This window comes from Alterluteimonas muca, from assembly GCF_021191595.1.
Classification (GTDB): Bacteria; Pseudomonadota; Gammaproteobacteria; order Xanthomonadales; family Xanthomonadaceae; genus Luteimonas; species Luteimonas muca.
The window spans coordinates 448,601-467,961 of record NZ_JAIWPS010000001.1 but is presented as its reverse complement, the minus strand read 5'-3'; the positions used below and the strand labels follow the sequence as shown (position 1 = coordinate 467,961).

Below are 19,361 nucleotides of genomic sequence, written 5' to 3'. Positions count from 1 at the left end.
GGGCGCGTCATTGACGAAGGAGAACGCGATGCATCTCAAGCTGACCACCCTCAGCCTCACCTGCGCGCTGGCGCTTGCCGCCTGCGGCGGCGACAACAACGGCCAGCAGGACAGGACCGCTGCGACCACGCCCGCCCCCGCCACCGCACCCGCAACGGATACCGGCACCGACGCCAACACCGGCCTCGAGCGCGGCGACGGCATGGGCACCGGCACGGGCATGAGCACCAGTCAGGACCCGGCCGCAACCGCCGGCGCCGACACCGCATCGCCGGCCAGCAACAAGCCGGAGGCCACCGTCTCCAACTGCGCCACCACCATCCAGGGTGACGACGCCATGCAGTTCAGCGTCGGCTCGATCACCGTGCCGTCCTCGTGCAGCGAGTTCACCATCAACCTCGAGCACACCGGCCAGCTGCCGGTGGCCGCGATGGGCCACAACGTCGTGATCTCGCAGGCCTCCGACCGCCAGGGCATCGCCACCGACGGTATGGCCGCGGGCCTCGACGGCGGCTATGTGCCGGAAGGCGACGACCGCGTGATCGCCGCAACCGAACTGATCGGCGGCGGCCAGACCACCTCGGTCACCTTCCCGGTCAGCGCCCTGCAGGGCGGCGGCCCGTACGAGTTCTTCTGCAGCTTCCCCGGCCACTGGGCAGTGATGCGCGGCTCGATCCAGGTCGGCTGAGCACTGCAATCGAAGGGCGGCCCGGCATCACGCCGGGCCGCCCTTTTCGCTGTCGATCAGCTGTCGCCGGTGCACCGGACCGGGACACGCGTTCGACCCCTCAGAACGGCAGCCAGTTGCCTGCGTTGGTCTGGTCGATGTATTCGCCGCCGTTCTCCTGCGCAAGGCGCTGCAGAAACGCGATGTCCTTGTCATCGCCGAAGCCGATGGTGTAGATCGCCACGCGCCGGTTGCTGTTGAGCGCCGCAACCCTCGACAGGATGGCAGCGTTGCCCGCATCGGTGGGCTGCCCGTCGGTCAGCAGAAAGATGGCGGTGGCTTCGGGATACAGGAATCCGCGCTCGAGTGCACCCAGCATCGGGGTACCGCCGCTGGCGGCGACCTGGTTGATGCGCACGATATCGATGTTCTGCTGGGCGGGCGCTGCGGGGACCATCTGTTCATGCCAGGTGTCGACCTGGCCGCCGAACGTCACCACGGCATACCGGCTCGGGGGCTCCAGCCCGCGCACGGCTGGAATGAGCGCGCGCTTGGCCGCCCCCATCTTGCTGCCCTCGCTGCGGATCTGGTTGCCGAGGAAGTTGCCGACCACGCCGCCCATCTTCCGCTGCACAGTGTCGGCCGAGCGGTTCAGCACCTGGGCCTGGACGGCCGCGCTCGCGACGCCTTCGTCCTTGCCCTCCATGCTGCCGGCGCGGTCGAGCAGGAACACGACGTTCTGGTTGGCCGTCCTGACGCCGTAATAGTTGTCGGATTTCTGCACGGCGTAGCAGCCGGACAGGAGCGTGGTGACGACGGCTGCAACCACGACACGGAACGCATGTTCCATTCTGAAGTCACTCCATGGACACGTTGGAAAGCGGTTCGCGTGGGGCTCCACACGCGTGCACAACAGCGCTGACGACGCGCCGAAAGCCGCCATCGCCATGCAGACCCGCGTGTTCCCCGGGGTGGATTGTGCCCCGTGACCGGCGTGGCGGCCATCCTCGCGGACAAGCGCGGTGTATGTGCCTGCGTTATCGATGCGCGGCAGTGCGCGATCCAGCCGTCCACTGACAGGGCGTTACACGATCTCCCGCCGCGGCAGCAGCTGCAGGCTCGCCAGGAACAGCACCACGCCCAGCGCCGGGGCGATCAGCACTGCGAGGACCTGTGTCTCCATGGCCGTCGCGTTGGTGGAGACCAGCGGATAGGCCCAGGGCAGCCATGGCCAGTGCTGCGAGTTGCCCACCTGCAGCCCGACGAAGGTTGCGATCACCGCCACCGACAATGGCAGCACGATCGAGCGGTAATGCCAGGCGAGGCCGTGCTGGATCACCAGCACAGGCAGCGCCGCGACCGGCGCGGCCCACAGCGGTCGCGACGAGCGCAGGTCGAACGCGCCCGCGAGCTCATAGCCCAACAGCCCCAACGTCGCGACGCCGACCGCGGTGGCGGCAAGCAGCACGAGGTGTGCGCACAGCATCAGCCCGGCGGCAGCCAGCGTCTTTGCCAGGTAGAGCTCCTCGACGCTGACTGGCAGGCTGAGCATCAATCGCCACGTGTGGTTGCGGTGCTCGCTGCCATTGATGAGGCTGGTGGCCAGGGCGATGTACAGCGGCAACATGAAGGCTGCCCACATCGCCGAGACCGCCACCCACAGCTGCGACATGCGCGCGCCTGTCATGTCCTGGACCGGCGTCTGGTGCAGCGTCACCACGAAGACCAGCGCCACCACCGCCAGCGGACAGGCCAGTGTCATCCCCAGCACCAGCGAGCGGCGCATCTTCAGCATTTCCACGACCAGCAGCTGCCCGATCATCGTGCGTCACCGTCGCCGAACGCGGTGCGCAGAAACCATTGCTCGAGGCTGGGCTTGCGGTGCACCGACTCGAACAGCGTCACGCCGGCATCCACGAGCAGCTGATGCAGCCGCCCGGCCGCTTCGCGCGTGACATGCGCAATGGTGACGCGCCCCGCCCCGTCCACCTCGGCGGCATGACCGCTTGCCTGCAGCAGGCTGGCGGCCCGGTCGGGCGCATCGACGTCAAGCGACAGCACGCTCGGCAGCGCCTGCATCAGCTCATGCACCGAGGCCTGCAGCCGGGTCGATCCATCGCGCAGCACCGCGAAGTGCGTGGCGGTTTTCTCGACCTCGTCGAGCAGGTGGCTCGCGAAGAAGATCGTGCAGTCCGCACGCTCTGGCAGCGCGGAGAGCAGCTGGCGGACGTCCTGCATGCCGTCGGGATCGAGACCATTGGTGGGTTCGTCGAGCAGCAGCAGCCGCGGCCTGCCGACCAGCGCGAAGGCGAGTGCCAGCCGCTGCTTCATGCCGAGCGAGTAATGCTCGATGCGGCGCCGCCGGTCGCAGCGCAGCCCCACCAGTTCGAGCACGCGCGAGGCTTCGTTATCGGGCAACCGTTTGAGGCGCGTGGCGATTGACAGGAACTCGGGCGCGGTAAGGTTCGGATAAAGGCTCGGGGCCTCGATCAGGCAGCCCGTCCCGGCAAGCACCTGCCGCCGCTCGCGGCGAATGTCGCGGCCCAACACCTGCACGCTGCCCGCGTCGGCGGCAGCAAGCCCGGCGATCACGCGAATGGTCGTCGATTTGCCATGGCCGTTGTTGCCGAGGAACGCGAATACGCTGCGCTCGGGCACCTGCAGATCGAGCTGACGTAACACGGCGTGCCCGCCAAAGGATTTGTCGACCGCACGCAGCTCAATCGCAACACTCATCGCAGGGGCATCCATGACCGGGAGAAGAAACCGCAGGTTACAACCGCGGTCGCCGTACTGGCAGGTGGCCGGGTGTCGCTGACACATCGCCCGGGAATCCAGGCGCGTTCCACGCATGACGGCACGTCACGCCGCGTCCCGGATGCGACCTTCCGCCTTGTCCGGCTTACCGAGCTGCAGGCCCAACGCCACCGCACCAGGCAACAAGGCGATCACCGTACCCGGCGCGCTCGCTCAATGCCCATGGCCGTGCCCATGCGCGCCATGCCCATCGCCGCCGTAGCCACGCAGCTGCACGTAGCGCTCCACCTGTTCCGGTGTCAGCACCTCGCGCTGTTCGATATGGGCGTTGAGATGCACGCCGCGCAGCTGCGCCTGCAGCTGGCCGATGGCTTCCAGTGCGGCCGCCACGTTGTCCGTATCCGCAGCGCCGGACTGGAAGAGCACGTCGAGTTCCGACTCCGCCGCCACGAGCTGTGCGCCCAGCGCCGTGGCGCGTGCTTCCACACGGGCACGGATCGCGCGGGTGGATTCAAGCTGCGCATCGGTGAGCGCCAGCGGCTGTGCCAGCTCGAGCACGTGCATCGGACCCGGATAGCGGTTGAGTTCGGCGGCCTTCGCATAGCCCGGGCCGCGCCCGGCCAGCAGGCCGGCGACCTGCTCCGCGTCGAGCGCCTTGATCGGCCGTGTCTGTTGGCCGGCATAGGAATGTTGCGGCTCCGCTGCGGTGGAGGCAGCGGACGCCAGGAGGAGGAACAGCAGGGTCGTGGTTTTCATCGCGCCATCGTAATCGCGTCCGACGTGCAGGTGATGCGCGCGTCCGCCTCAGGGCCCGCACTGCCACCAGCCGGTCCAGCTGCGCTGCGCGCCGTCGGCGCGGTGGTAGGTGAGCGTCGCGGGATGCGCGGGCGATTCGCCGCCACCGGTTGCCGCGCCGGTGACTTCGATATCAATGGTCTTGCCGGCACCGGTGAACCGCGCGCCGCGCAGCATCGCGTCGAAGCCGCCGGGCGCGGCCACGGGCTCGACGTCGTCGCCCACTTTGACCACGCCGCGCGCCGGTTCCTTCGATGCCACCTGGCCCATCGCAAGCAGCAGCGGTGCGTGCCCCGCTTCAGCCGAGAAACTGCAGCCGAGTTCGCCCGCAAGCGCGGCGGCCTCGATCTCCTGCCTGGACAGCGGCCCAAGCTCGATGGCCGAGCCATCTCCGCCACGGGTGGCATCGCCGTCGGTTGCAAGCGGCGCCAACCGGTGCCCGGCGTCGCTGCAGACCGTCAACCGGCCGTCGCCCTCCGCCGCAGCAACCGCCTGCACGCGCATGCCCACCGCCAGCGCGTCCACGTCCACCGGCGCGGCCTGGCAGAGGTTCCAGCGCGCCGGCAGCTGCACCGCCATGCGGCCCTGTCCGTCGACGTCGACCTGCACCACCGCATGGCCGTCATACATCCACGGCCGGGTGTCGATGGAGACGATGGTGCCCGCGATGGTGACGTTCCCGCCGACCGCAGCGCCTTCCACGGCGACCTCGCCGTTCGGCGCAGGGGCGACGTCGCGTTGCGCGGCGCACGACGCGGTGCCGAGCGCGACAGCGAAGACCATGACAGCGGGAAGTACGGCAGACGATCGAAAGACGCGCATGGCAACTCCACTCGGGCGCGATGGCGGGAGGCTATCCCGCGTGTGTGCAGGAACATGTGGAGGCCGAGCTGATATCGCCCCGAGCGTGGACCGTCGTCGAATCGACCTCGGAATTCCGCGCTTGCGCCCGTTCCTCCAAGACGCGCCCAGTAACTTGCGAATCGTTGCCGATGAAGCCAGCCTAATTCAGTCGGGCTCCATCCCATCGCTCGGTAGCAACAGCAGCGGCTCGCAGCCCTTGGCAGAACATCCGAAATGGCGAACGGTGTCGCCGTCCTGCCAGGTCGCGATGCCGCCACCGTTGATGACGAAGCGCCATTCGTTTCCGTCCGCCTGCAACTCACCACTGATGCTGCAATCGACCTGGTAGAAGTGCCCGTACGGCCGATCTTCATACGCTTCGGCCAAGCGGAAGAACGTCTGCACCTGCAAAGGCGACAACGTCCAATTGCCGCAGGCCGCCTCAAGCGGGTCATCGCCCGGAGCGTGGATGGGCGGATGCAGCGCCCCGATCAGGGCCCGGAACCTGGCAAGTGGCTCTCTTCGCCTGCCGTTGCATGTCGCCGCGTTGCGATCGCCGCAACCGTCCTGTCCACCCCCGCCACCCGCGCCTGGTCGCGACCTTCGCGCTTGGCGCTGTACAGCGCGGCATCGGCTTCGGCCACCGCGCGGGCGAACACGCCGCCGGCGGGCCATGCCGACACGCCGATGCTGATCGTGACCGGCAGTCGCTCCTCGCCGAAGGCGAATGGTGTTGCGCCCACCGCCGTACGCATGCGCTCGGCGGTGGCGCCCGCCTCGTCGAGGTTGGCCGCGTCCAGCAGCACCAGGAATTCCTCGCCGCCCCAGCGTGCCAGCGGCGTGCCCGCACGCAGCGCCCCACGCAGGCGGCCGGACACTGCCCGCAGCACGTGGTCGCCGCGCTCGTGGCCGTGAGTGTCGTTGATCGGCTTGAAGTGGTCGACGTCCAGCAGCAGCACCGCCGGCAGGCGTTCGCGTTCGAGCACGTCGGCATGCCACGCCATAGCGCGCTCGTTGAGGGCACGGCGCGTCAGCAGGCCGGTGAGTTCGTCGGTGCTGGCCTGCTGGCGCAGGCGCCGGTCCAGGCGCGCATTGGCGAGGTTGAGCACATGCGCCCCCACCAGCAGCGGCAGCAGGGCGTAGATCACCCCGTAGGCGGCCAGCAGCGGTGGCTCGACATACAGAAGGTGACGGTGCTCGGGCCCGTCATGCTGGAGCGTCGCGTACAGGGCGAACACCCAGGTGCCGGCATAGAACAGCAGCGTGGCCGCCATTGCAGTCTCGGCCGCATTGCGCGGCGCCAGCAGCGCCCGGCGCACCGCCCAGGTGAGGCCCAGCGACAGGGCCAGGCACACGATATGGAATGCGAGCGCGAAGCTGCGCGGTCCGCCGAGCCAGGCCAGCAGCAGCAACAGGCACAGCGCGGCAATCTCGGACCACCGCCGCAAGCGCGGGATCACGGGCACGCCCACAAGTTGCCGCAGTGCGCGATAGATCACCAGCGTCGCCACCACCGCAGACAGTGCGAGGGTGAGCGTGGGCCATCGCGCAGCGCGGTCGACCAGGCCGCTGAGCACCATGCCCGCGCCCAGCAGTGTGAAACCCAGTGCGCAGCGCAGCAGCACGCCGCGATGCAGGCGATCGCCCTGTACCGCGATCAGCATCATCAGGGCAGCCGCCCACGCCCCGAAGCCGCCGATCACGTACGCAAAGAGGATGTCGATGGAATCCATGGTGGCGGTCGGTAGCGCGCAGGGCGCGGGATCGGAACGATATCGGCCGGACCCGGGCGCACTTGAGCGCAGCTGCAGTCGGCGTGCCGCGCGGCGTATCGGGCGCGGCATCGGGCAAGGCGGTGCGGGCCACGGGTCCGTGGGTGATCGGCCGCGCGCCCGAGTGCGGCATCAGCCTGCCTGCGCAGATCTCCCGACGGCATGCCCCAAGAACGCAGATCGTTCGTCCACGCGCACCTGCCTGACCGCAGTCAAGCCGGTCGCGCGCCGGCCGATAAGGGAGATGCCTCCCGCTTCCCGCTCGCTCCGGCGCACATGCCCATCATGGATGCTTCCCTCGTGCCCTTCGCCGCCGATGCCCTGCCCGACGGCGATGCTCCGCGCCGCATGACAGGCGCCGCCGCCGAAGCGGCGGAAGCGGCGCGCCTGGCTGCCCTGCGCGATCTGGCCCTGCTGGACACGGTCGAAAGCGAGAGCTTCGACCGCATCACCCGCATGGCCAGCCGGCTGTTCGGCGTCCCGATTGCCGCGGTCTCGCTGACAGACGAAAACCGCCAGTGGTTCAAATCGCACGTCGGCACCGCCGGGCGCGAGATCCCGCGCGAGAAAGCGCCGTGCGCGGAGGTCACCGCGCAGGCCGGCACGGTGGTGGTGTCAGACCTGCGACAGGACCCGCGCTTCCGCGACAGCGTGCTGGCCCGCTCGGGCATCCGCTTCTATGCCGGCGCGCCGCTGGTCACCCGCGACGGCCATACCCTCGGCGCGATGTGCGTGCTCGACCAGCAACCGCGCGAGGTCAGCGAGGAGGAACGCGCGTCGCTGCGCGACTTCGCCGCCATGGTGATGGCGCAGGTCGAGCTCGAGCACGACTACGGCCGCCGCGATCCCCTGAGCGGCCTGCCCAACCGCAACCAGTTCGCCAACGACCTCGCCGACCTCGCGCGTGCAAAGGCCGGCGTGCCGCGGGTGCTGCTGCTGGTCAGCCTGTTCGATCCCTCGCGCCTGCAGGAGCTGGTCAGCGTGATGGGCACGCGCTGCATCGACGACCTGGTGCGGGCCGGCAGCCGCATCCTCAAAGACCGGCTGGGCCCCGGCTGCAGCGCCTACCACGTCGATGTCGTGTCCTACGCGGTGCTGCTCGACGAGGCCGAGGCGGGCCCGTGGACCACGGTGATGGCGGAACTCTCCACCGCACTGGCCGCGCCGGTGACCAGCAACGGCATCCCGGTGCAGATGATGCCGGCGTTCGGCGTCTCGCCCTTCGTGGTCGGTGACGACGCCGCCGTCGACGCGCTGCGCACCGGCATCAGCGCGGCCAACGACGCGCGCACCGCCGGTCTCGACTCCGCGGTCTACAGCCCCGCCAGCGACGCCGCCAACCGCCGCAGGCTCACCCTGCTCTCCGATTTCGCCGACGCGCTGGCACAGCCCGGCGACCTCTCGCTGCTGTACCAGCCACGCATCGACCTGCGCACCGGCCGCCAGACCGGCGCCGAAGCGCTGCTGCGCTGGCGCCATCCCACGCTGGGCGACATCTCCCCGGCGGAATTCGTGCCGCTGCTCGAACAGACCGCACTCGCACGGCCGATGACCGAATGGGTGCTGGGCGCGGCGCTGGACCAGCAGGCGGCGTGGCGGGCGCTGGGCGCGTCGATCGCGGTGTCGGTGAACGTGTCGGCGCGCAACCTCGACGAGGCCGATTTCCTGCCGCGGCTTGCCGCGCATCTCCAACGGCGCGGGCTGCCGGCGGAAGGCCTCGAACTCGAACTCACCGAGACCGCGCTGATCCGCAACGCCGAACAGGTGCTGGTGCAGCTCGAAGGCCTGCGCGACATGGGCGTGACCATCGCCATCGACGATTTCGGCACCGGCTACAGCAACTTCGACTACCTGCGCAAACTGCCGGCGCGCGCGGTGAAGCTGGACCGCAGCTTCGTCAGCGACCTCGGCCCCGACCCCGACGCCCGCCCGCTGGCGCGCGCGATGATCGGCATCGCCCACGACCTCGGCCTGCGCGTGGTGGCCGAAGGCGTGGAGAACCAGGGCACGCTCGACGTGCTGCGCACCTGGGGCTGCGACGAGGTGCAGGGCTATTTCACCGGGCGGCCGATGGCCGCGGACGCGCTGCTGCAGGCGTTTACGGACTGACGCACGGCGGGATCGTCGCTGCAGGGCGACAGTGCGATGGGCCCGCGGATATCGCCGGCATCCCGAAGCTGGCCCGGGACGCCACGGCGGATCGCGGCGACTGAGCGTCGCCGCGGCCGGCGCAGACGTCAGTCCTTCAGTTCGTCCGGCACCTTGCCGCCGTTCTCGGCCAGCTTGCGCATCACCGCCCTGTGCAGCGCGATGTTCTGCTCGGCGCTGCCGTGGGCGCCGGCGTTGACGCCGAGTTCGGCGGCGAGTTCCTTGCGCGCGTCGAGGCTGGAATCGAGGTCGAGCAGCTTCAGCAGGTCGACGATGGAATTGCGCCAGTCGCTCCTGCCGCCCTTTTCTTCGGCGATGCCGCCGAGCACGGCCTCGACGTCGACCGGCTCAGCGGGCTGCGCGGGTGCCGGCGTGGCGGCCGGCGCGGGATTGCGTGCAGGCGGCGAGACTTTGGGGTCGTTCTTGCTGCCGGTGAAGATGACCGGCGCCGGCGTGCCGGAGGCGGGCGCGGCGGCCGGTGCGGACGCCTTTCTGCGGTTGAAGATGCGGTCGGAGATTTTGGAGAACAGGCCCATGGATGACGCTCCTAAACAAGGGAGCCCCATCCTGGAGGCCGGGCCGCGACGATCGAATGAAGCGGCTCCCGTCATCCCGGCACGGCAGCAGGACCGGGCGACGCCACCGGTCGCCTTACCGCCCGTCGAGCAGCGTGTTGCGGATGTCGCTGATCCGTGCGGAGACCTCCAGTGCATCGCCCGGAGGCAGCCGCTGCGTGGCTTCCGTGATGAGCGGGCCGGCATAAAGGTCGAATGTCGACAGGGCGTCGTTCCGGTCAAGCGCCCCTTCGGCAATCATTCCGCGCATGCCGGACAGGCGATCGACGCGCTGGTCGATATCGGCACGGCGGTACGTCGTCGAGATGGCATCCGAACGCAGCAGGCTGCCCATTTCCCGCATCAGCCGCAGCGTCACCTCGGAGGTCACCGTCGGCGCGGTGTCGAACTGGCACAGCGTGCCGAACTTCGCGCCCTCTTCGTCCAGCAGGGACACGCTGCAATACGCCCGCACGACATCACGGTACTTGTGGGTGGTGAGCCTGGGGTCGGATGACGCATCCTCGATCACCAGCGCCGCGAGGCATTCGACCTTGTGGCAATACGTCTCGTCGAGCGGGATGTCGGCGGTGAACGGGGTTGCCGGCTCGCGGTCACGGTCCACCAGCATGAAGTTCTCGGCGTGCGTGGCGCCCAGCCGGTAGATGGCCGTGAAGCGGTACCCGGACTGGATGTTGAGCAGCTCGAGCGCACCCCGGAGATGGCCTTCCATCACCAGCCGGCGCAGCTGGTCCACATAGATCGTTGATTCTTCCATCGGCCAAGCCTAGCACCCGGCTCGCCGGGCCCCGCCAATTGTTCCATTGATTGGGTCAATGACCTCATGCATGACGTCATTGACGTCATCGTTCAAGTCGCGGACCTCATGCGTGACGTCCGGGACCTCATCGATGACGTCCAGGACCTCATCAATGGAGTCCGCGACCTGACGCGTGAGGTCCGCGACGTCATCCATGAGGTCGGCGATATCAACGATGAGGTCCGCGACCTCGTTGATGACGTCGGCGATATCAACCATGACGTCTGCGACCTCATTCATGACGTCCGCGACCTCACGGGTGAGGTCCCGGACTTGGCTGACAGGATCGCGGGCGAAAAAAGGCCGCCCGGAGGCGGCCTTTTCCTACACGCCGGCGGGGCTTATGCCGGTTCCGGCTCCCGGCGCGCGGCGGTGCGCTTCTTGAAGCGGCCGCCCAGCTCGCGGCGCAGCTCGTCCAGGCCGTGCGCGCCGCCGGACAGCTTGATGTGGCTGTAGCCGTCGAGCGCGGCATCCATCACGTCGCTGCCCAGCGCGGCCACGCTGTCCTCCAGCCTGCGCGACAGGCGCGACACCCGCTCCATCAGCGGCTGCAGGCGCTCGAACGCGGCCAGGTCCGCCTGCGCGGCGGCGAGGTCGAAACTCGGCGGCACGATCTGCGGGTTCTGCTCCAGCACCCGCAGCGTCTGCCGCGCGAACACCTCCGACTTCGGGCCCATCAGCATCAGCCCGCGGCGGTCGCCGGTTTCCATCGACAACAGGTCCGGCAACGCCGCCTCGATCTGCTCGAGCGCGGCCAGCACGCCCTGCACCTGCTCGTCCGTGACATCCAGTGAAATCAGGTTCTGCGACACATCCATCTCCCTATGCTTCCGTGTGGTCGTTACGCGGGCGCCCGCCCGCGCATCCCTGCCCCGCCAGTCCGTGGCGTACATCCGTGCCAAGGGCGACGGAGCGGGAGCGAGTATCGCAGAGGGTCAAGCGGGATTTCGGCGACGGGGGGCACTGAAATGCCGGGATGGGGTGTCGGATTTTTCTGAAAGATGGGTAGGTCTTTGCTGCTCGATCCGCCGATACCGCGGAGTCTGCAAGGACGGAGGATCAATCCGCCACCAGGCCACTGGTACCCTGGCGCCCGAACCAGGGGGCACCATGACCAACGCCGTCTTCATCGCGTCCGAAAGCTCGGCCTACGACGATCTGATCGAGGAGCGCTACCACTTCCCGCGCACATATCTGCGGCAGGTCGAAGCCGCAGTGGGGGACTGGATCGTTTACTACGAGCCGCGACGCACGAGCGGACCTAGTAGCGCAACGGGTCGCCAGGCCTATTTCGCGATTGCGCAGGTGGCGGGAGTCATCAAGGACAACCGGCTTGCCGACCACTACTACGCGCTGATGCGCGGGTTCATCGCGTTCGACTCGGTAGTGCCCTTCCGTGATGCCACCGGTTATCGGGAGAGCAAGTTGCTCCGCGAGGATGGCAAGACCAACAAGGGCGCGTTCGGTCGCGCGGTGCGTGAGCTGCCGCGCGACGAGTTTGACGAGATCGTGAGGCGAGGATTCCAGCTGCAAGCCGAGCCATGGGAGCAAGTGGCCGCCGTGGCCGAAGAAGTGCCGGACTACGTGAGCCGACCGATCGTCGAAGTGGTCACCGCCCGCAAGGTGCGCGACGTCGCCTTTCGACGCCAAGTGCGCGCGGCCTACGCCAACACATGCGCTGTGACCGGCCTTCGCCTGATCAATGGCGGCGGCCGGCCCGAGGTCCAGGCGGCGCATATCCGCTCGGTCGAAGCCGACGGCCCCGACGCCGTTCGGAACGGCATCGCCCTGACTGGCACCGCCCACTGGCTCTTCGACCGTGGGCTTATGACGTTCGGCGACGACTACCAGATCATCCTGTCGCCGCACGGCGTGCCGCAGGACTTGGACAAGCTGATTCGACCGGAGCGAAAGCTGGTCGTACCGGACATGCCTGAGCTGCGGCCCCATCCGAAGTACCTGCAGTGGCACCGCGACAATTGCTTCAAGGCCTAGCCAAGACGCCTATAAATCGCAGTTGGGCGACAGGGTGACATCCCACCTGCGGGCGGCTGCTTGCATCTTCGCGACCATGACTGCCAGCGGGCCCCACTCGTGCAACTTCATGTCCGCTTTCGTCGCCGGCCTCAACCCGATGAATTCGTGGTACGCGTGGTCGAGATCGGAAGGGTCCTCACCCACGGACTCCCAGTGCTCTTCGCACAACGCCGGCACGCCGATCTGCTCGGCCACGAATTGATCCGATGACTCCAAGCAAGCGCGTATGGCCCGTTCGGCCTCTGCATCCTGTCCGGAGAGCAGTAGGCGCCTAGTCGTCTTGAAGTTGCCTGCGTCCCTGTACATGTACTCGAATACGGTGAACTTCGATTCCATGGTGTCCTCCTAATGGTTGGCAGTGGAGAGGCTAGGAGGCAGGGGTCTCATGGTCTGCGAGCAGTTTGGCGTTAGCTGACACCAGCATGTTGCCGTGGCCCCGGCGTATCCCCCCGTCTCCATAGCCCCCAGAGTGACGGTCGGCACGTGCGGCCGACCCTCCCGCGGCCCAGATTGGGCCCTGTCGTCCACCGAGATTCCAAGCACATGAAACTGCTGCCAATCGCGCTGTTGCTGTGCCTGATGGGTGGCTGCGCCACTACACCGCCGCGATCGATAGCGGCCTCGCCACCGCTGCCTGCATCGGGCGCGGTGGACGCCGAAGTGGCGCGCGCGATGCGGGCGACCGGTACGCGCGGGTTGGCGATCGCGATCATCGACGATGGCCGCGTCGTCTCCACCGCGGCCTACGGCGAACGCAATGCACGTGGCGAGCCCCTGCAGACCGACACGGTGATGTACGGCGCATCGATCACCAAGACCGTGTTCGCGCACCTCGTGCAGCAGCTCGCGGACGACGGACTGGTGGACCTCGACAGCCCGATCGACCGGCTCCTCGACCGGCCACTGCCCGAGTACCCCACCGAACGGCGCTATGCCGACTGGTCAGGCCTGGCCGGCGACCCCCGCTGGCGCGCAATCACGCCGCGGATCCTGCTCACGCACAGCGCCGGCTTCGCCAACTTCGGCTTTCTCGAGCCGGACCGCCGCCTGCGCATCCACTTTGCGCCCGGCAGCCGCTACGCCTATTCCGGCGACGGCCTGATCCTGCTGCAGTTCGTGCTGGAGCGCGGGCTTGGCCTCGATGTAGGCAAGGAGCTGCAGCAGCGTGTGTTCGACCCGCTACACATGCGCACGACCAGCCTGCAGTGGCGTGACGACTTCGCGCACAACCTGGCTGACGGCTGGAAGGCCGATGGAACGCCTGAGCCACACGACGAACGCAGCACGGTGCGCGTCGCCGGCTCGATGGATACCACCGTGGACGATCTGGCGCGCTTTGCGGCCGCGTTGATCGGCGGCGAACTGCTGTCACCCGCCGCGTTCCACGAGCTCACGCGGCCGCAGCTGCCGATCACTACCCGTACGCAGTTCCCCACCCTCCAGCCGGAACTGCCGCCCGAGCACCGACGCCATGACCTCGCGGCCGGCCTCGGCCTCGTCGTCTTCGATGGACCGCAGGGCCGCGGCTTCTTCAAGGGCGGTCACAACGACAGCACCGGCAACACCCTGGTCTGCATACACCAAAGCCGCCGCTGCATGCTGATCCTGTCCAACGACGTGCGCGCGGAAGCTGCCTTCCCCCACCTCGTGCGCTTCGTGCTCGGCGAGACCGGCGTGCCCTGGGACTGGGAGTACGGTGACCTTCCGCTGTGGGACGGGGTCGGGTTCACTTCGCCGACGCGACCGGACGCGGAACCCTGCCGCGACTCGGCGGAGCTCAAGGCCCACTGTGCGACGCTGGATGAGCGGTAGCGAGGTGGCGAAAGGCAGCTCAGGCCCAGAGGCCAGAGCCTGGTCCGACCTAGCGCGCCGCCATTTCGAGCTACGAAGCCTGCCTTCGGCGGCCGCCGCCTTGGGGCTATGAGACAATCCCGCAATGAACATCGAACGCCCCCGTCCCCAGATGGATCCTGTCCTTGGACAGAAGATTCAGCACATTCTTCACGACATACGAGACGAATATCTGGCGGACCATCAGCATCCCTGGATCATTGGTTTTTCAGGGGGCAAGGACAGCACCCTCGTCACCCATCTCGTGTTCGAAATGCTGATGTCTTTGGCTCCGCACGAACGCACCCGCGAGGTCCACATTGTCTCGAACGACACCCTTGTCGAGAGCCCGTTGGTCATCACTCACATCGCATCAGTGCAATCTGAAATCGACCACGCCGCCAATGCTTGGAGACTGCCTATTCAGGTGGTGACGACTAAGCCAGATGACGATGCAACTTTCTGGGTGAACCTCATCGGCCGCGGCTACCCACCGCCCAATCGATCTTTCCGCTGGTGCACGGACCGGATGAAGATCCAGCCCACGAGCCGCTACATCCGTCAACAGGCCGACGTGGCGGGCCAGGTCATTCTGTTGCTGGGCGTGCGCCGCTCAGAGAGCGCGACCCGTGCGGCGTCTGTCGCACGTTACGACAATGGCGAACGTCTTAACCGCCATAATGACCTGGTTAACTGTATGGTATTCCGCCCGATTGTGGAGCTATCCACAGACGAGGTCTGGGAGTACTTGGCTTTTACGCCCCCACCGTGGGGCGGTACTCATGGCGCGTTAATCCAGCTCTACATGGACGCCGGCGCAGCCGAGTGTCCAACAGTGCTGTCCCAAGACGACGCGCCCGGCTGCGGCACTTCGAACTCCCGTTTTGGCTGCTGGACTTGCACCGTAGTGGAGAAGGACAAGAGCCTCATGGGCTTCGTCGAGGCCGGCTATGGCGAGTTCACTCCGCTGATTCGCTTCCGCGACTGGCTAGCGGCCATCCGGAACGACGCGGAGCGCCGCCTGGCGCGTCGTCGCAATGGCAAGCTCACGGTCACCAACGACGGCGTTTTCATTCCCGGCCCTTTCACACTTGAAACCCGCCAGGAAATTCTGGACAGGGTCTTCTCGCTACAAGATGAAATGAAAACGAAACTGATTGATGATTCGGAAGTGAGTAGAATTCGAGAAATATGGGCTGAAGATGCCAGCGTGTTTGCCACGCGCTCGATGGAAGAAGCGCGGGCGATGGCTGGGGCCAAGTAAGGACGCAGGGGAGGAGTAGCCAATGCCACGTGACGTTGTGACGCTGTTCGCGCAGGACGCAGGGAAGAAACTTATTCGAAAGTGCTGCCGCCAAATCAACCTACCGGTTGATGATCTTCGACGGCTTGTCGAGGAGGTTGTGGACAAGAGCACCATGCAGCGCCGTCATGGCCTTTATGAGGCGTTCGACGAAGTTCTGGGTGCCACGTATGAAGATGAGGCCGACGATGCATCTTGAGTCGATTAGCCTCCGCGACTGGAAGGCCTTTGAGTCCGCGACCTTTGACTTCCCTACACCCGGCAAAACCAGGAACGTCGTCGTCATTGGCGGCCGCAACGGGTTTGGCAAGACCTCCCTGTTTGAGGCGCTAGCGCTGGGCCTGTTCGGCCGAGATGGGCTGCGTCTGGTTCTCCGCGCTGGCGTGGCCAGCGACGACCAGGGGCGGGCGCAGTCATTCAAAGACTTCATGGAGCGGGCCCTTTTCGGGAATGCGCTGGCGAAAGGTCGCAACTCCTGCCGTATTGAACTCAAGTTCATTGACGATGTGGGTGAGCCGATTTGGATAGACCGCACCTGGTATTTCAACGATCAGGGCAAGCTAAAATCTGGCGAGTCTGCCGAACAGCTGAAAATCTTCCAAGGCATTGGTCGCCGTGTTGTCGGTCCTGGACGGACCGAGCACGACGTAGAAGGCTGGTATCGGGACTGGCTTTCTAAAACCTTTATTCCTACTTCGCTTGCCGGATTCTTCTTATTCGATGGTGAATCGGCAGCGGTTTACGCTGAGCGAGACATGGGCTCGCAAGTCCGGGAGGGCATTGAGGGATTGCTCGGCCTGAACTGGCTTAAGCAGCTTCAGAAAGACCTGCGTGGCTATGCCAATAGCAAGCGTAGCCAAGTCCCGAAAGGGGTCAGCAACGAAGCGATCGCTGAGCTAGATGCTGCTGTCAATGCTATGGAAGATGAGTTGGCCCGATGCAAAGAGCGACTCACTACTATCGAAACTGACATACGAGACAATGAAGCGCTACGAGATGCGCTCACCCGGGAATTAGGCTACGGAGCCGGCACGCGGGCGCAGCTGGAAGAGCTGACGCGGGACCAGGCGGATCATGAAAAGCGATACAACGCCGCTCAGGATCAACTCGTCAGGGCCTCCCAGTCTGACCTGCCATTGGCGCTTGCGGGTGGATTACTTCTTTCGAAGGTGGAAACACGGTTGGACCAGGAATCACGTCTCGACCAGTGGGAGGCTGCGTTGTCACAGCGTGACAGCCGCACTGCCAGCGTCCTGGAGTTCTTGAACGAACAGTTGCCCTCCGTCGAACCCGCATTGCTGGAGCGTCAGGTAGACAGCGTTCGGGGAGCTGTGGAGAAGGCGCTGGAGCGGCTATGGTTCCCACCTCCAGGCGACGTGGCTGATGGATTCCGACATGCACATGCCCGTGGCCCCATGCTTCACCGCGTTCTTGATCGCCTGAGGGATGCCAAGGCCGTTTCGTCCGCCAGCATCATTGAGCTTCTTGAAACCATGGAGAGCAGTTCGGCCAAGCTGCGCGAAGTGGCTGCACTCATCCGCTCCACCGAAGGCTCGACCCCTCAGGTTGAAGAGAAGCGAGACCAACTCAACGACATCAACCTGAAAATCGGGGTGATGCGCGAAGAGCGTGGTTCGCTGACCAATATTGTGAAGTCCCGTGGCGCGGATCTGGAGCAGAAGCGGCGCGAGTTGGGACGGCTCACCGGGCACCTTGACCAATCCGAACGCCCCGCACAGTTGGCAGGACGGGCGGAACAGGTGGCCAGATGCTAGGAAATCTGGTGGAAGAGGCATGGCCAATGCAGTCCGAGGCCGTCGCTGAAGCCATGACTCGCGGCATCCGTTCGATGGCGCATCGGAGTGATTACCTGCGCGAGGTGACCATTAATGACGAGGGGGCTGTTGAGCTCTCCTCGCCAGATGGTCGTGACCTGAGGCAATACGATCTTTCCGCTGGGGAGAAGCAAATCTTCACTCAGGCGTTGTTCTCGGCAATCGCTGAGGTCTCTGAGCGCACGTTTCCGCTGGTCGTGGATACCCCATTGGGGCGTCTGGATGAGAACCATCGGCTGAATGTCCTGAAGCACATCACGAGTCGGAAGGGCCAAGTCATTTTGATTTCCACGGATACCGAAGTGGTGGGCCAGTATCTAGCTGCCATCCGCAGCAAAGTTGGAAAGTTCTACATCATTCGCAACAAGGTGGAGGATGGTGTAGCAAGGAGTTGGTGTGAGGAAGGCTACTTTGACGGGCAAGGAGTCTGAGATGAGCAATGACAACAACGACTACCTAACGCTTGAAGTGGTTTCGGGGGCGGCGTTCCGTTCAACCGCCGACACCGACGAGCTTTCGCAGCGCGTCAAGGACCGGCTGGGCTTCGGTTCTTTCAACATCCCGGCACGCCTGGCAATCGCCAGGTCCCTTGCCATTCAAACGCCGCCGCCGAAGCCTGCGGGGGAGGCGGGGCGCGTCATCAAGGGCGACGTGCTTTTTGGATCCGGGGCCGACTTGGCTGCGTGGATTTCGCTGTTGGTGGAGCACGCCGGCGCGGCGTTGACGATCAAGGACCTTCAGGGCACCGTTCAGCGCCATTGGGCCAGGGGCATGATGATACTCTCCGAAGAGCTGGATGCCTCTGACGGGGACAACGCCGAGTTCTGGAGGCGTTTGGCAGAAAGTGCACTGCCGGATGTCACCGAGAAACGTCGTGGTCACACCGCTGCAGTCACCGCAGAGCCGAGCCTTGGTCCTGTACCGGTACGCATTGGTGAGATTGGTCGTGAGGTGGCCAGCAACGAGGAAGTTGTCTGGACGCTCAATGCGCCTGGCGGCAGTCCGCACAGTGCCTTCATGGGGGGCGTCGGCAGTGGCAAAACGCGCACGGCCGCGTTTGTTCTGCGCTCCATCGCAGAGCAGACCAACGTCCCCTTGCTGGCCTTTGATTTCAAAGGCGACATGGCAGACCGCCACAATGCTCTGGACCGGGCGTTTGGTGCCCAGGTGCTGTCGCCGCCGCTGGTTCCCATCCCCCTGGATGTATTCGCTCTTTCTGACAAGAGCAAGCATGGCATCATCTCGACGGCTCAGCGGCTCCGTGACAGCCTCAGCAACCTGAAGCAGACCAGGTTTGGCGACCTCCAGAAACGTCGTCTCAATGACGCGCTGGAAGAAGCGTTACGCACTCGCAGTCCTTGCACTCTAGAGGACGTGAAGGATTGCCTTGAGAGCGCTTACGCAACTGCTGGTGCAAAGGAGGATGGGGCCATCGCGACGCTCGTCGACCTGTGCCGCCTGCCCCTTTTCGAGCCCAAGATGTCTCCGGAGGACTTCTTCTCGAAGTCCTGGATCATCTCCTTGCCGGCCAATGTTCCAGAGCTGGTCAGGGTAACAGTAGTGGCCTTGTTAACGGACGCACTGGAGCGTTTCATCAACTCCCAGCAGGACTCCGAGACGGACAGCGAAGGCAATCGCTCTCTCCGCATCCTGTGCGTGGTGGATGAGGCGCATAGAGCTTTGGAAGCCCGGCTTCCCGGCTTGTCGAACTTGATTCGCTTGGGCCGCTCTAAGGGGGCAGCAGTCATGCTGATCTCTCAGAAGCCTGACGATTTCGAAGGCGAAGACGATGATTTCCTTTCGGAAATGGGGCTGCTGGTATGCTTTGGAACCAATGCAAGAGAAGCTTCAGTCAAGCGAATCTTGGGCGCAGGGGCGTCCCTGACTTCGCTGAAGACTGGCGAGGCGTTTGTCAGAGCCCGTGGAGACGCGAAGGCTCGAAAGGTTTTAGCCTGGAAGTAACTGTCTGAAATGGCGCTACAAGACGACCGTTAACAGCC

At 65.7% G+C, this 19,361-nt stretch carries 21 protein-coding genes; 9 read left to right on the top strand and 12 right to left on the bottom strand.

Features of this window, described 5'->3' with window-relative positions:
* Window positions 1-28 precede the first annotated feature (28 nt).
* A complete protein-coding gene (gene azu / locus LDO11_RS02040) occupies window positions 29-688 on the top strand; it encodes an azurin (protein WP_232140113.1) in 660 nt (219 codons plus the stop codon).
* 100 nt (window positions 689-788) lie between these two features.
* Here azu and LDO11_RS02035 read toward each other — a convergent pair whose 3' ends face one another.
* From LDO11_RS02035 to LDO11_RS02005, 7 genes are all read right to left on the bottom strand, one after another.
* A complete protein-coding gene (locus LDO11_RS02035) occupies window positions 789-1,616 on the bottom strand; it encodes a VWA domain-containing protein (RefSeq protein ID WP_232140111.1) in 828 nt (275 codons plus the stop codon).
* Window positions 1,617-1,751: 135 nt separating this feature from the next.
* Complete coding sequence (locus tag LDO11_RS02030) at window positions 1,752-2,489, bottom strand: ABC transporter permease (protein ID WP_232140108.1); 738 nt, start codon at window positions 2,487-2,489, stop codon at window positions 1,752-1,754.
* Entirely contained in the window at window positions 2,486-3,403 is a 918-nt protein-coding gene (locus LDO11_RS02025; protein ID WP_232140106.1) for an ATP-binding cassette domain-containing protein, read from the bottom strand. Before LDO11_RS02025 ends, LDO11_RS02030 begins: the two co-directional genes overlap by 4 nt.
* 234 nt (window positions 3,404-3,637) lie before the next feature.
* Window positions 3,638-4,180, bottom strand: coding sequence for a Spy/CpxP family protein refolding chaperone (locus LDO11_RS02020; protein WP_232140105.1), 543 nt, complete (start codon window positions 4,178-4,180; stop codon window positions 3,638-3,640).
* Between the two features lie 48 nt (window positions 4,181-4,228).
* On the bottom strand, window positions 4,229-5,002 hold the full coding sequence (locus LDO11_RS02015) for a hypothetical protein (RefSeq protein WP_232140104.1): 774 nt from the start codon (window positions 5,000-5,002) through the stop codon (window positions 4,229-4,231).
* Between the two features lie 225 nt (window positions 5,003-5,227).
* A complete protein-coding gene (locus tag LDO11_RS02010) occupies window positions 5,228-5,482 on the bottom strand; it encodes a hypothetical protein (RefSeq protein WP_232140103.1) in 255 nt (84 codons plus the stop codon).
* Window positions 5,483-5,553: 71 nt separating this feature from the next.
* Entirely contained in the window at window positions 5,554-6,795 is a 1,242-nt protein-coding gene (locus LDO11_RS02005) for a GGDEF domain-containing protein (protein ID WP_232140102.1), read from the bottom strand.
* 324 nt (window positions 6,796-7,119) lie between these two features.
* On the opposite strand from LDO11_RS02005, the gene LDO11_RS02000 reads away from it, so the two are divergent.
* Entirely contained in the window at window positions 7,120-8,943 is a 1,824-nt protein-coding gene (locus tag LDO11_RS02000; protein ID WP_232140101.1) for a putative bifunctional diguanylate cyclase/phosphodiesterase, read from the top strand.
* A gap of 128 nt (window positions 8,944-9,071) precedes the next feature.
* On the opposite strand, the gene LDO11_RS01995 is transcribed toward LDO11_RS02000, so the two are convergent.
* The 4 genes from LDO11_RS01995 to LDO11_RS01980 form a co-directional block, all read right to left on the bottom strand.
* Window positions 9,072-9,518 carry a DUF3597 family protein gene (locus LDO11_RS01995; RefSeq protein ID WP_232140100.1) on the bottom strand — a complete coding sequence of 149 codons (447 nt, stop codon included), beginning with the start codon at window positions 9,516-9,518 and terminating at the stop codon, window positions 9,072-9,074.
* 115 nt (window positions 9,519-9,633) lie between these two features.
* Window positions 9,634-10,314 (bottom strand): hypothetical protein, encoded by a 681-nt coding sequence (locus tag LDO11_RS01990; RefSeq protein WP_232140098.1) that lies wholly within the window; start codon window positions 10,312-10,314, stop codon window positions 9,634-9,636.
* A gap of 9 nt (window positions 10,315-10,323) precedes the next feature.
* A complete protein-coding gene (locus LDO11_RS01985) occupies window positions 10,324-10,596 on the bottom strand; it encodes a hypothetical protein (protein ID WP_232140096.1) in 273 nt (90 codons plus the stop codon).
* A gap of 101 nt (window positions 10,597-10,697) precedes the next feature.
* Window positions 10,698-11,168 carry a hypothetical protein gene (locus LDO11_RS01980; protein WP_232140093.1) on the bottom strand — a complete coding sequence of 157 codons (471 nt, stop codon included), beginning with the start codon at window positions 11,166-11,168 and terminating at the stop codon, window positions 10,698-10,700.
* A gap of 298 nt (window positions 11,169-11,466) precedes the next feature.
* Between LDO11_RS01980 and LDO11_RS01975 the strand changes: the two genes are divergently transcribed.
* Window positions 11,467-12,351 (top strand): HNH endonuclease, encoded by an 885-nt coding sequence (locus tag LDO11_RS01975; protein WP_232140092.1) that lies wholly within the window; start codon window positions 11,467-11,469, stop codon window positions 12,349-12,351.
* A 9-nt stretch (window positions 12,352-12,360) separates the two neighbouring features.
* Here LDO11_RS01975 and LDO11_RS01970 read toward each other — a convergent pair whose 3' ends face one another.
* The gene (locus LDO11_RS01970; RefSeq protein ID WP_232140090.1) at window positions 12,361-12,729 is read right to left on the bottom strand and encodes a hypothetical protein; all 369 of its coding nucleotides are present in this window, start codon (window positions 12,727-12,729) and stop codon (window positions 12,361-12,363) included.
* A 207-nt stretch (window positions 12,730-12,936) separates the two neighbouring features.
* On the opposite strand from LDO11_RS01970, the gene LDO11_RS01965 reads away from it, so the two are divergent.
* The 6 genes from LDO11_RS01965 (at window position 12,937) to LDO11_RS01940 (ending at window position 19,323) form a co-directional block, all read left to right on the top strand.
* Window positions 12,937-14,205 (top strand): serine hydrolase domain-containing protein, encoded by a 1,269-nt coding sequence (locus LDO11_RS01965; RefSeq protein ID WP_435574576.1) that lies wholly within the window; start codon window positions 12,937-12,939, stop codon window positions 14,203-14,205.
* A 124-nt stretch (window positions 14,206-14,329) separates the two neighbouring features.
* Window positions 14,330-15,487: a DNA phosphorothioation system sulfurtransferase DndC gene (gene dndC, locus LDO11_RS01960; protein WP_232140087.1), complete on the top strand. Its 1,158-nt coding sequence runs from the start codon at window positions 14,330-14,332 to the stop codon at window positions 15,485-15,487.
* Window positions 15,488-15,509: 22 nt separating this feature from the next.
* Window positions 15,510-15,725, top strand: a complete 216-nt coding sequence (locus tag LDO11_RS01955) for a DNA modification system-associated small protein (protein WP_232140084.1) — start codon at window positions 15,510-15,512, stop codon at window positions 15,723-15,725.
* On the top strand, window positions 15,715-17,301 hold the full coding sequence (locus LDO11_RS01950; RefSeq protein ID WP_232140082.1) for an ATP-binding protein: 1,587 nt from the start codon (window positions 15,715-15,717) through the stop codon (window positions 17,299-17,301). The genes LDO11_RS01955 and LDO11_RS01950 overlap by 11 nt, the downstream gene beginning before the upstream one ends.
* Entirely contained in the window at window positions 17,295-17,792 is a 498-nt protein-coding gene (locus LDO11_RS01945; protein WP_232140081.1) for a hypothetical protein, read from the top strand. The genes LDO11_RS01950 and LDO11_RS01945 overlap by 7 nt, the downstream gene beginning before the upstream one ends.
* A gap of 1 nt (window position 17,793) precedes the next feature.
* Window positions 17,794-19,323, top strand: a complete 1,530-nt coding sequence (locus LDO11_RS01940; protein ID WP_232140078.1) for a DndE family protein — start codon at window positions 17,794-17,796, stop codon at window positions 19,321-19,323.
* The last annotated feature ends 38 nt before the right edge of the window (window positions 19,324-19,361 follow it).

Bases quoted from the DNA above. Each gene is read 5' to 3' on its own strand.
- LDO11_RS01995 (WP_232140100.1), bottom strand. From the start codon at position 9,518: ATGGGCCTGTTCTCCAAAATCTCCGACCGCATCTTCAACCGCAGAAAG.
- LDO11_RS01950 (WP_232140082.1), top strand. From the start codon at position 15,715: ATGCATCTTGAGTCGATTAGCCTCCGCGACTGGAAGGCCTTTGAGTCC.
- LDO11_RS01955 (WP_232140084.1), top strand. From the start codon at position 15,510: ATGCCACGTGACGTTGTGACGCTGTTCGCGCAGGACGCAGGGAAGAAA.
- LDO11_RS01940 (WP_232140078.1), top strand. From the start codon at position 17,794: ATGAGCAATGACAACAACGACTACCTAACGCTTGAAGTGGTTTCGGGG.
- LDO11_RS02035 (WP_232140111.1), bottom strand. From the start codon at position 1,616: ATGGCGATGGCGGCTTTCGGCGCGTCGTCAGCGCTGTTGTGCACGCGT.
- LDO11_RS02025 (WP_232140106.1), bottom strand. From the start codon at position 3,403: ATGAGTGTTGCGATTGAGCTGCGTGCGGTCGACAAATCCTTTGGCGGG.
- LDO11_RS01985 (WP_232140096.1), bottom strand. From the start codon at position 10,596: ATGAATGAGGTCGCAGACGTCATGGTTGATATCGCCGACGTCATCAAC.
- LDO11_RS02030 (WP_232140108.1), bottom strand. From the start codon at position 2,489: ATGATCGGGCAGCTGCTGGTCGTGGAAATGCTGAAGATGCGCCGCTCG.
- azu (WP_232140113.1), top strand. From the start codon at position 29: ATGCATCTCAAGCTGACCACCCTCAGCCTCACCTGCGCGCTGGCGCTT.
- dndC (WP_232140087.1), top strand. From the start codon at position 14,330: ATGAACATCGAACGCCCCCGTCCCCAGATGGATCCTGTCCTTGGACAG.
- LDO11_RS02005 (WP_232140102.1), bottom strand. From the start codon at position 6,795: ATGGATTCCATCGACATCCTCTTTGCGTACGTGATCGGCGGCTTCGGG.
- LDO11_RS01970 (WP_232140090.1), bottom strand. From the start codon at position 12,729: ATGGAATCGAAGTTCACCGTATTCGAGTACATGTACAGGGACGCAGGC.
- LDO11_RS01945 (WP_232140081.1), top strand. From the start codon at position 17,295: ATGCTAGGAAATCTGGTGGAAGAGGCATGGCCAATGCAGTCCGAGGCC.
- LDO11_RS01965 (WP_435574576.1), top strand. From the start codon at position 12,937: ATGAAACTGCTGCCAATCGCGCTGTTGCTGTGCCTGATGGGTGGCTGC.
- LDO11_RS02020 (WP_232140105.1), bottom strand. From the start codon at position 4,180: ATGAAAACCACGACCCTGCTGTTCCTCCTCCTGGCGTCCGCTGCCTCC.
- LDO11_RS02000 (WP_232140101.1), top strand. From the start codon at position 7,120: ATGGATGCTTCCCTCGTGCCCTTCGCCGCCGATGCCCTGCCCGACGGC.
- LDO11_RS02015 (WP_232140104.1), bottom strand. From the start codon at position 5,002: ATGGTCTTCGCTGTCGCGCTCGGCACCGCGTCGTGCGCCGCGCAACGC.
- LDO11_RS01990 (WP_232140098.1), bottom strand. From the start codon at position 10,314: ATGGAAGAATCAACGATCTATGTGGACCAGCTGCGCCGGCTGGTGATG.
- LDO11_RS01975 (WP_232140092.1), top strand. From the start codon at position 11,467: ATGACCAACGCCGTCTTCATCGCGTCCGAAAGCTCGGCCTACGACGAT.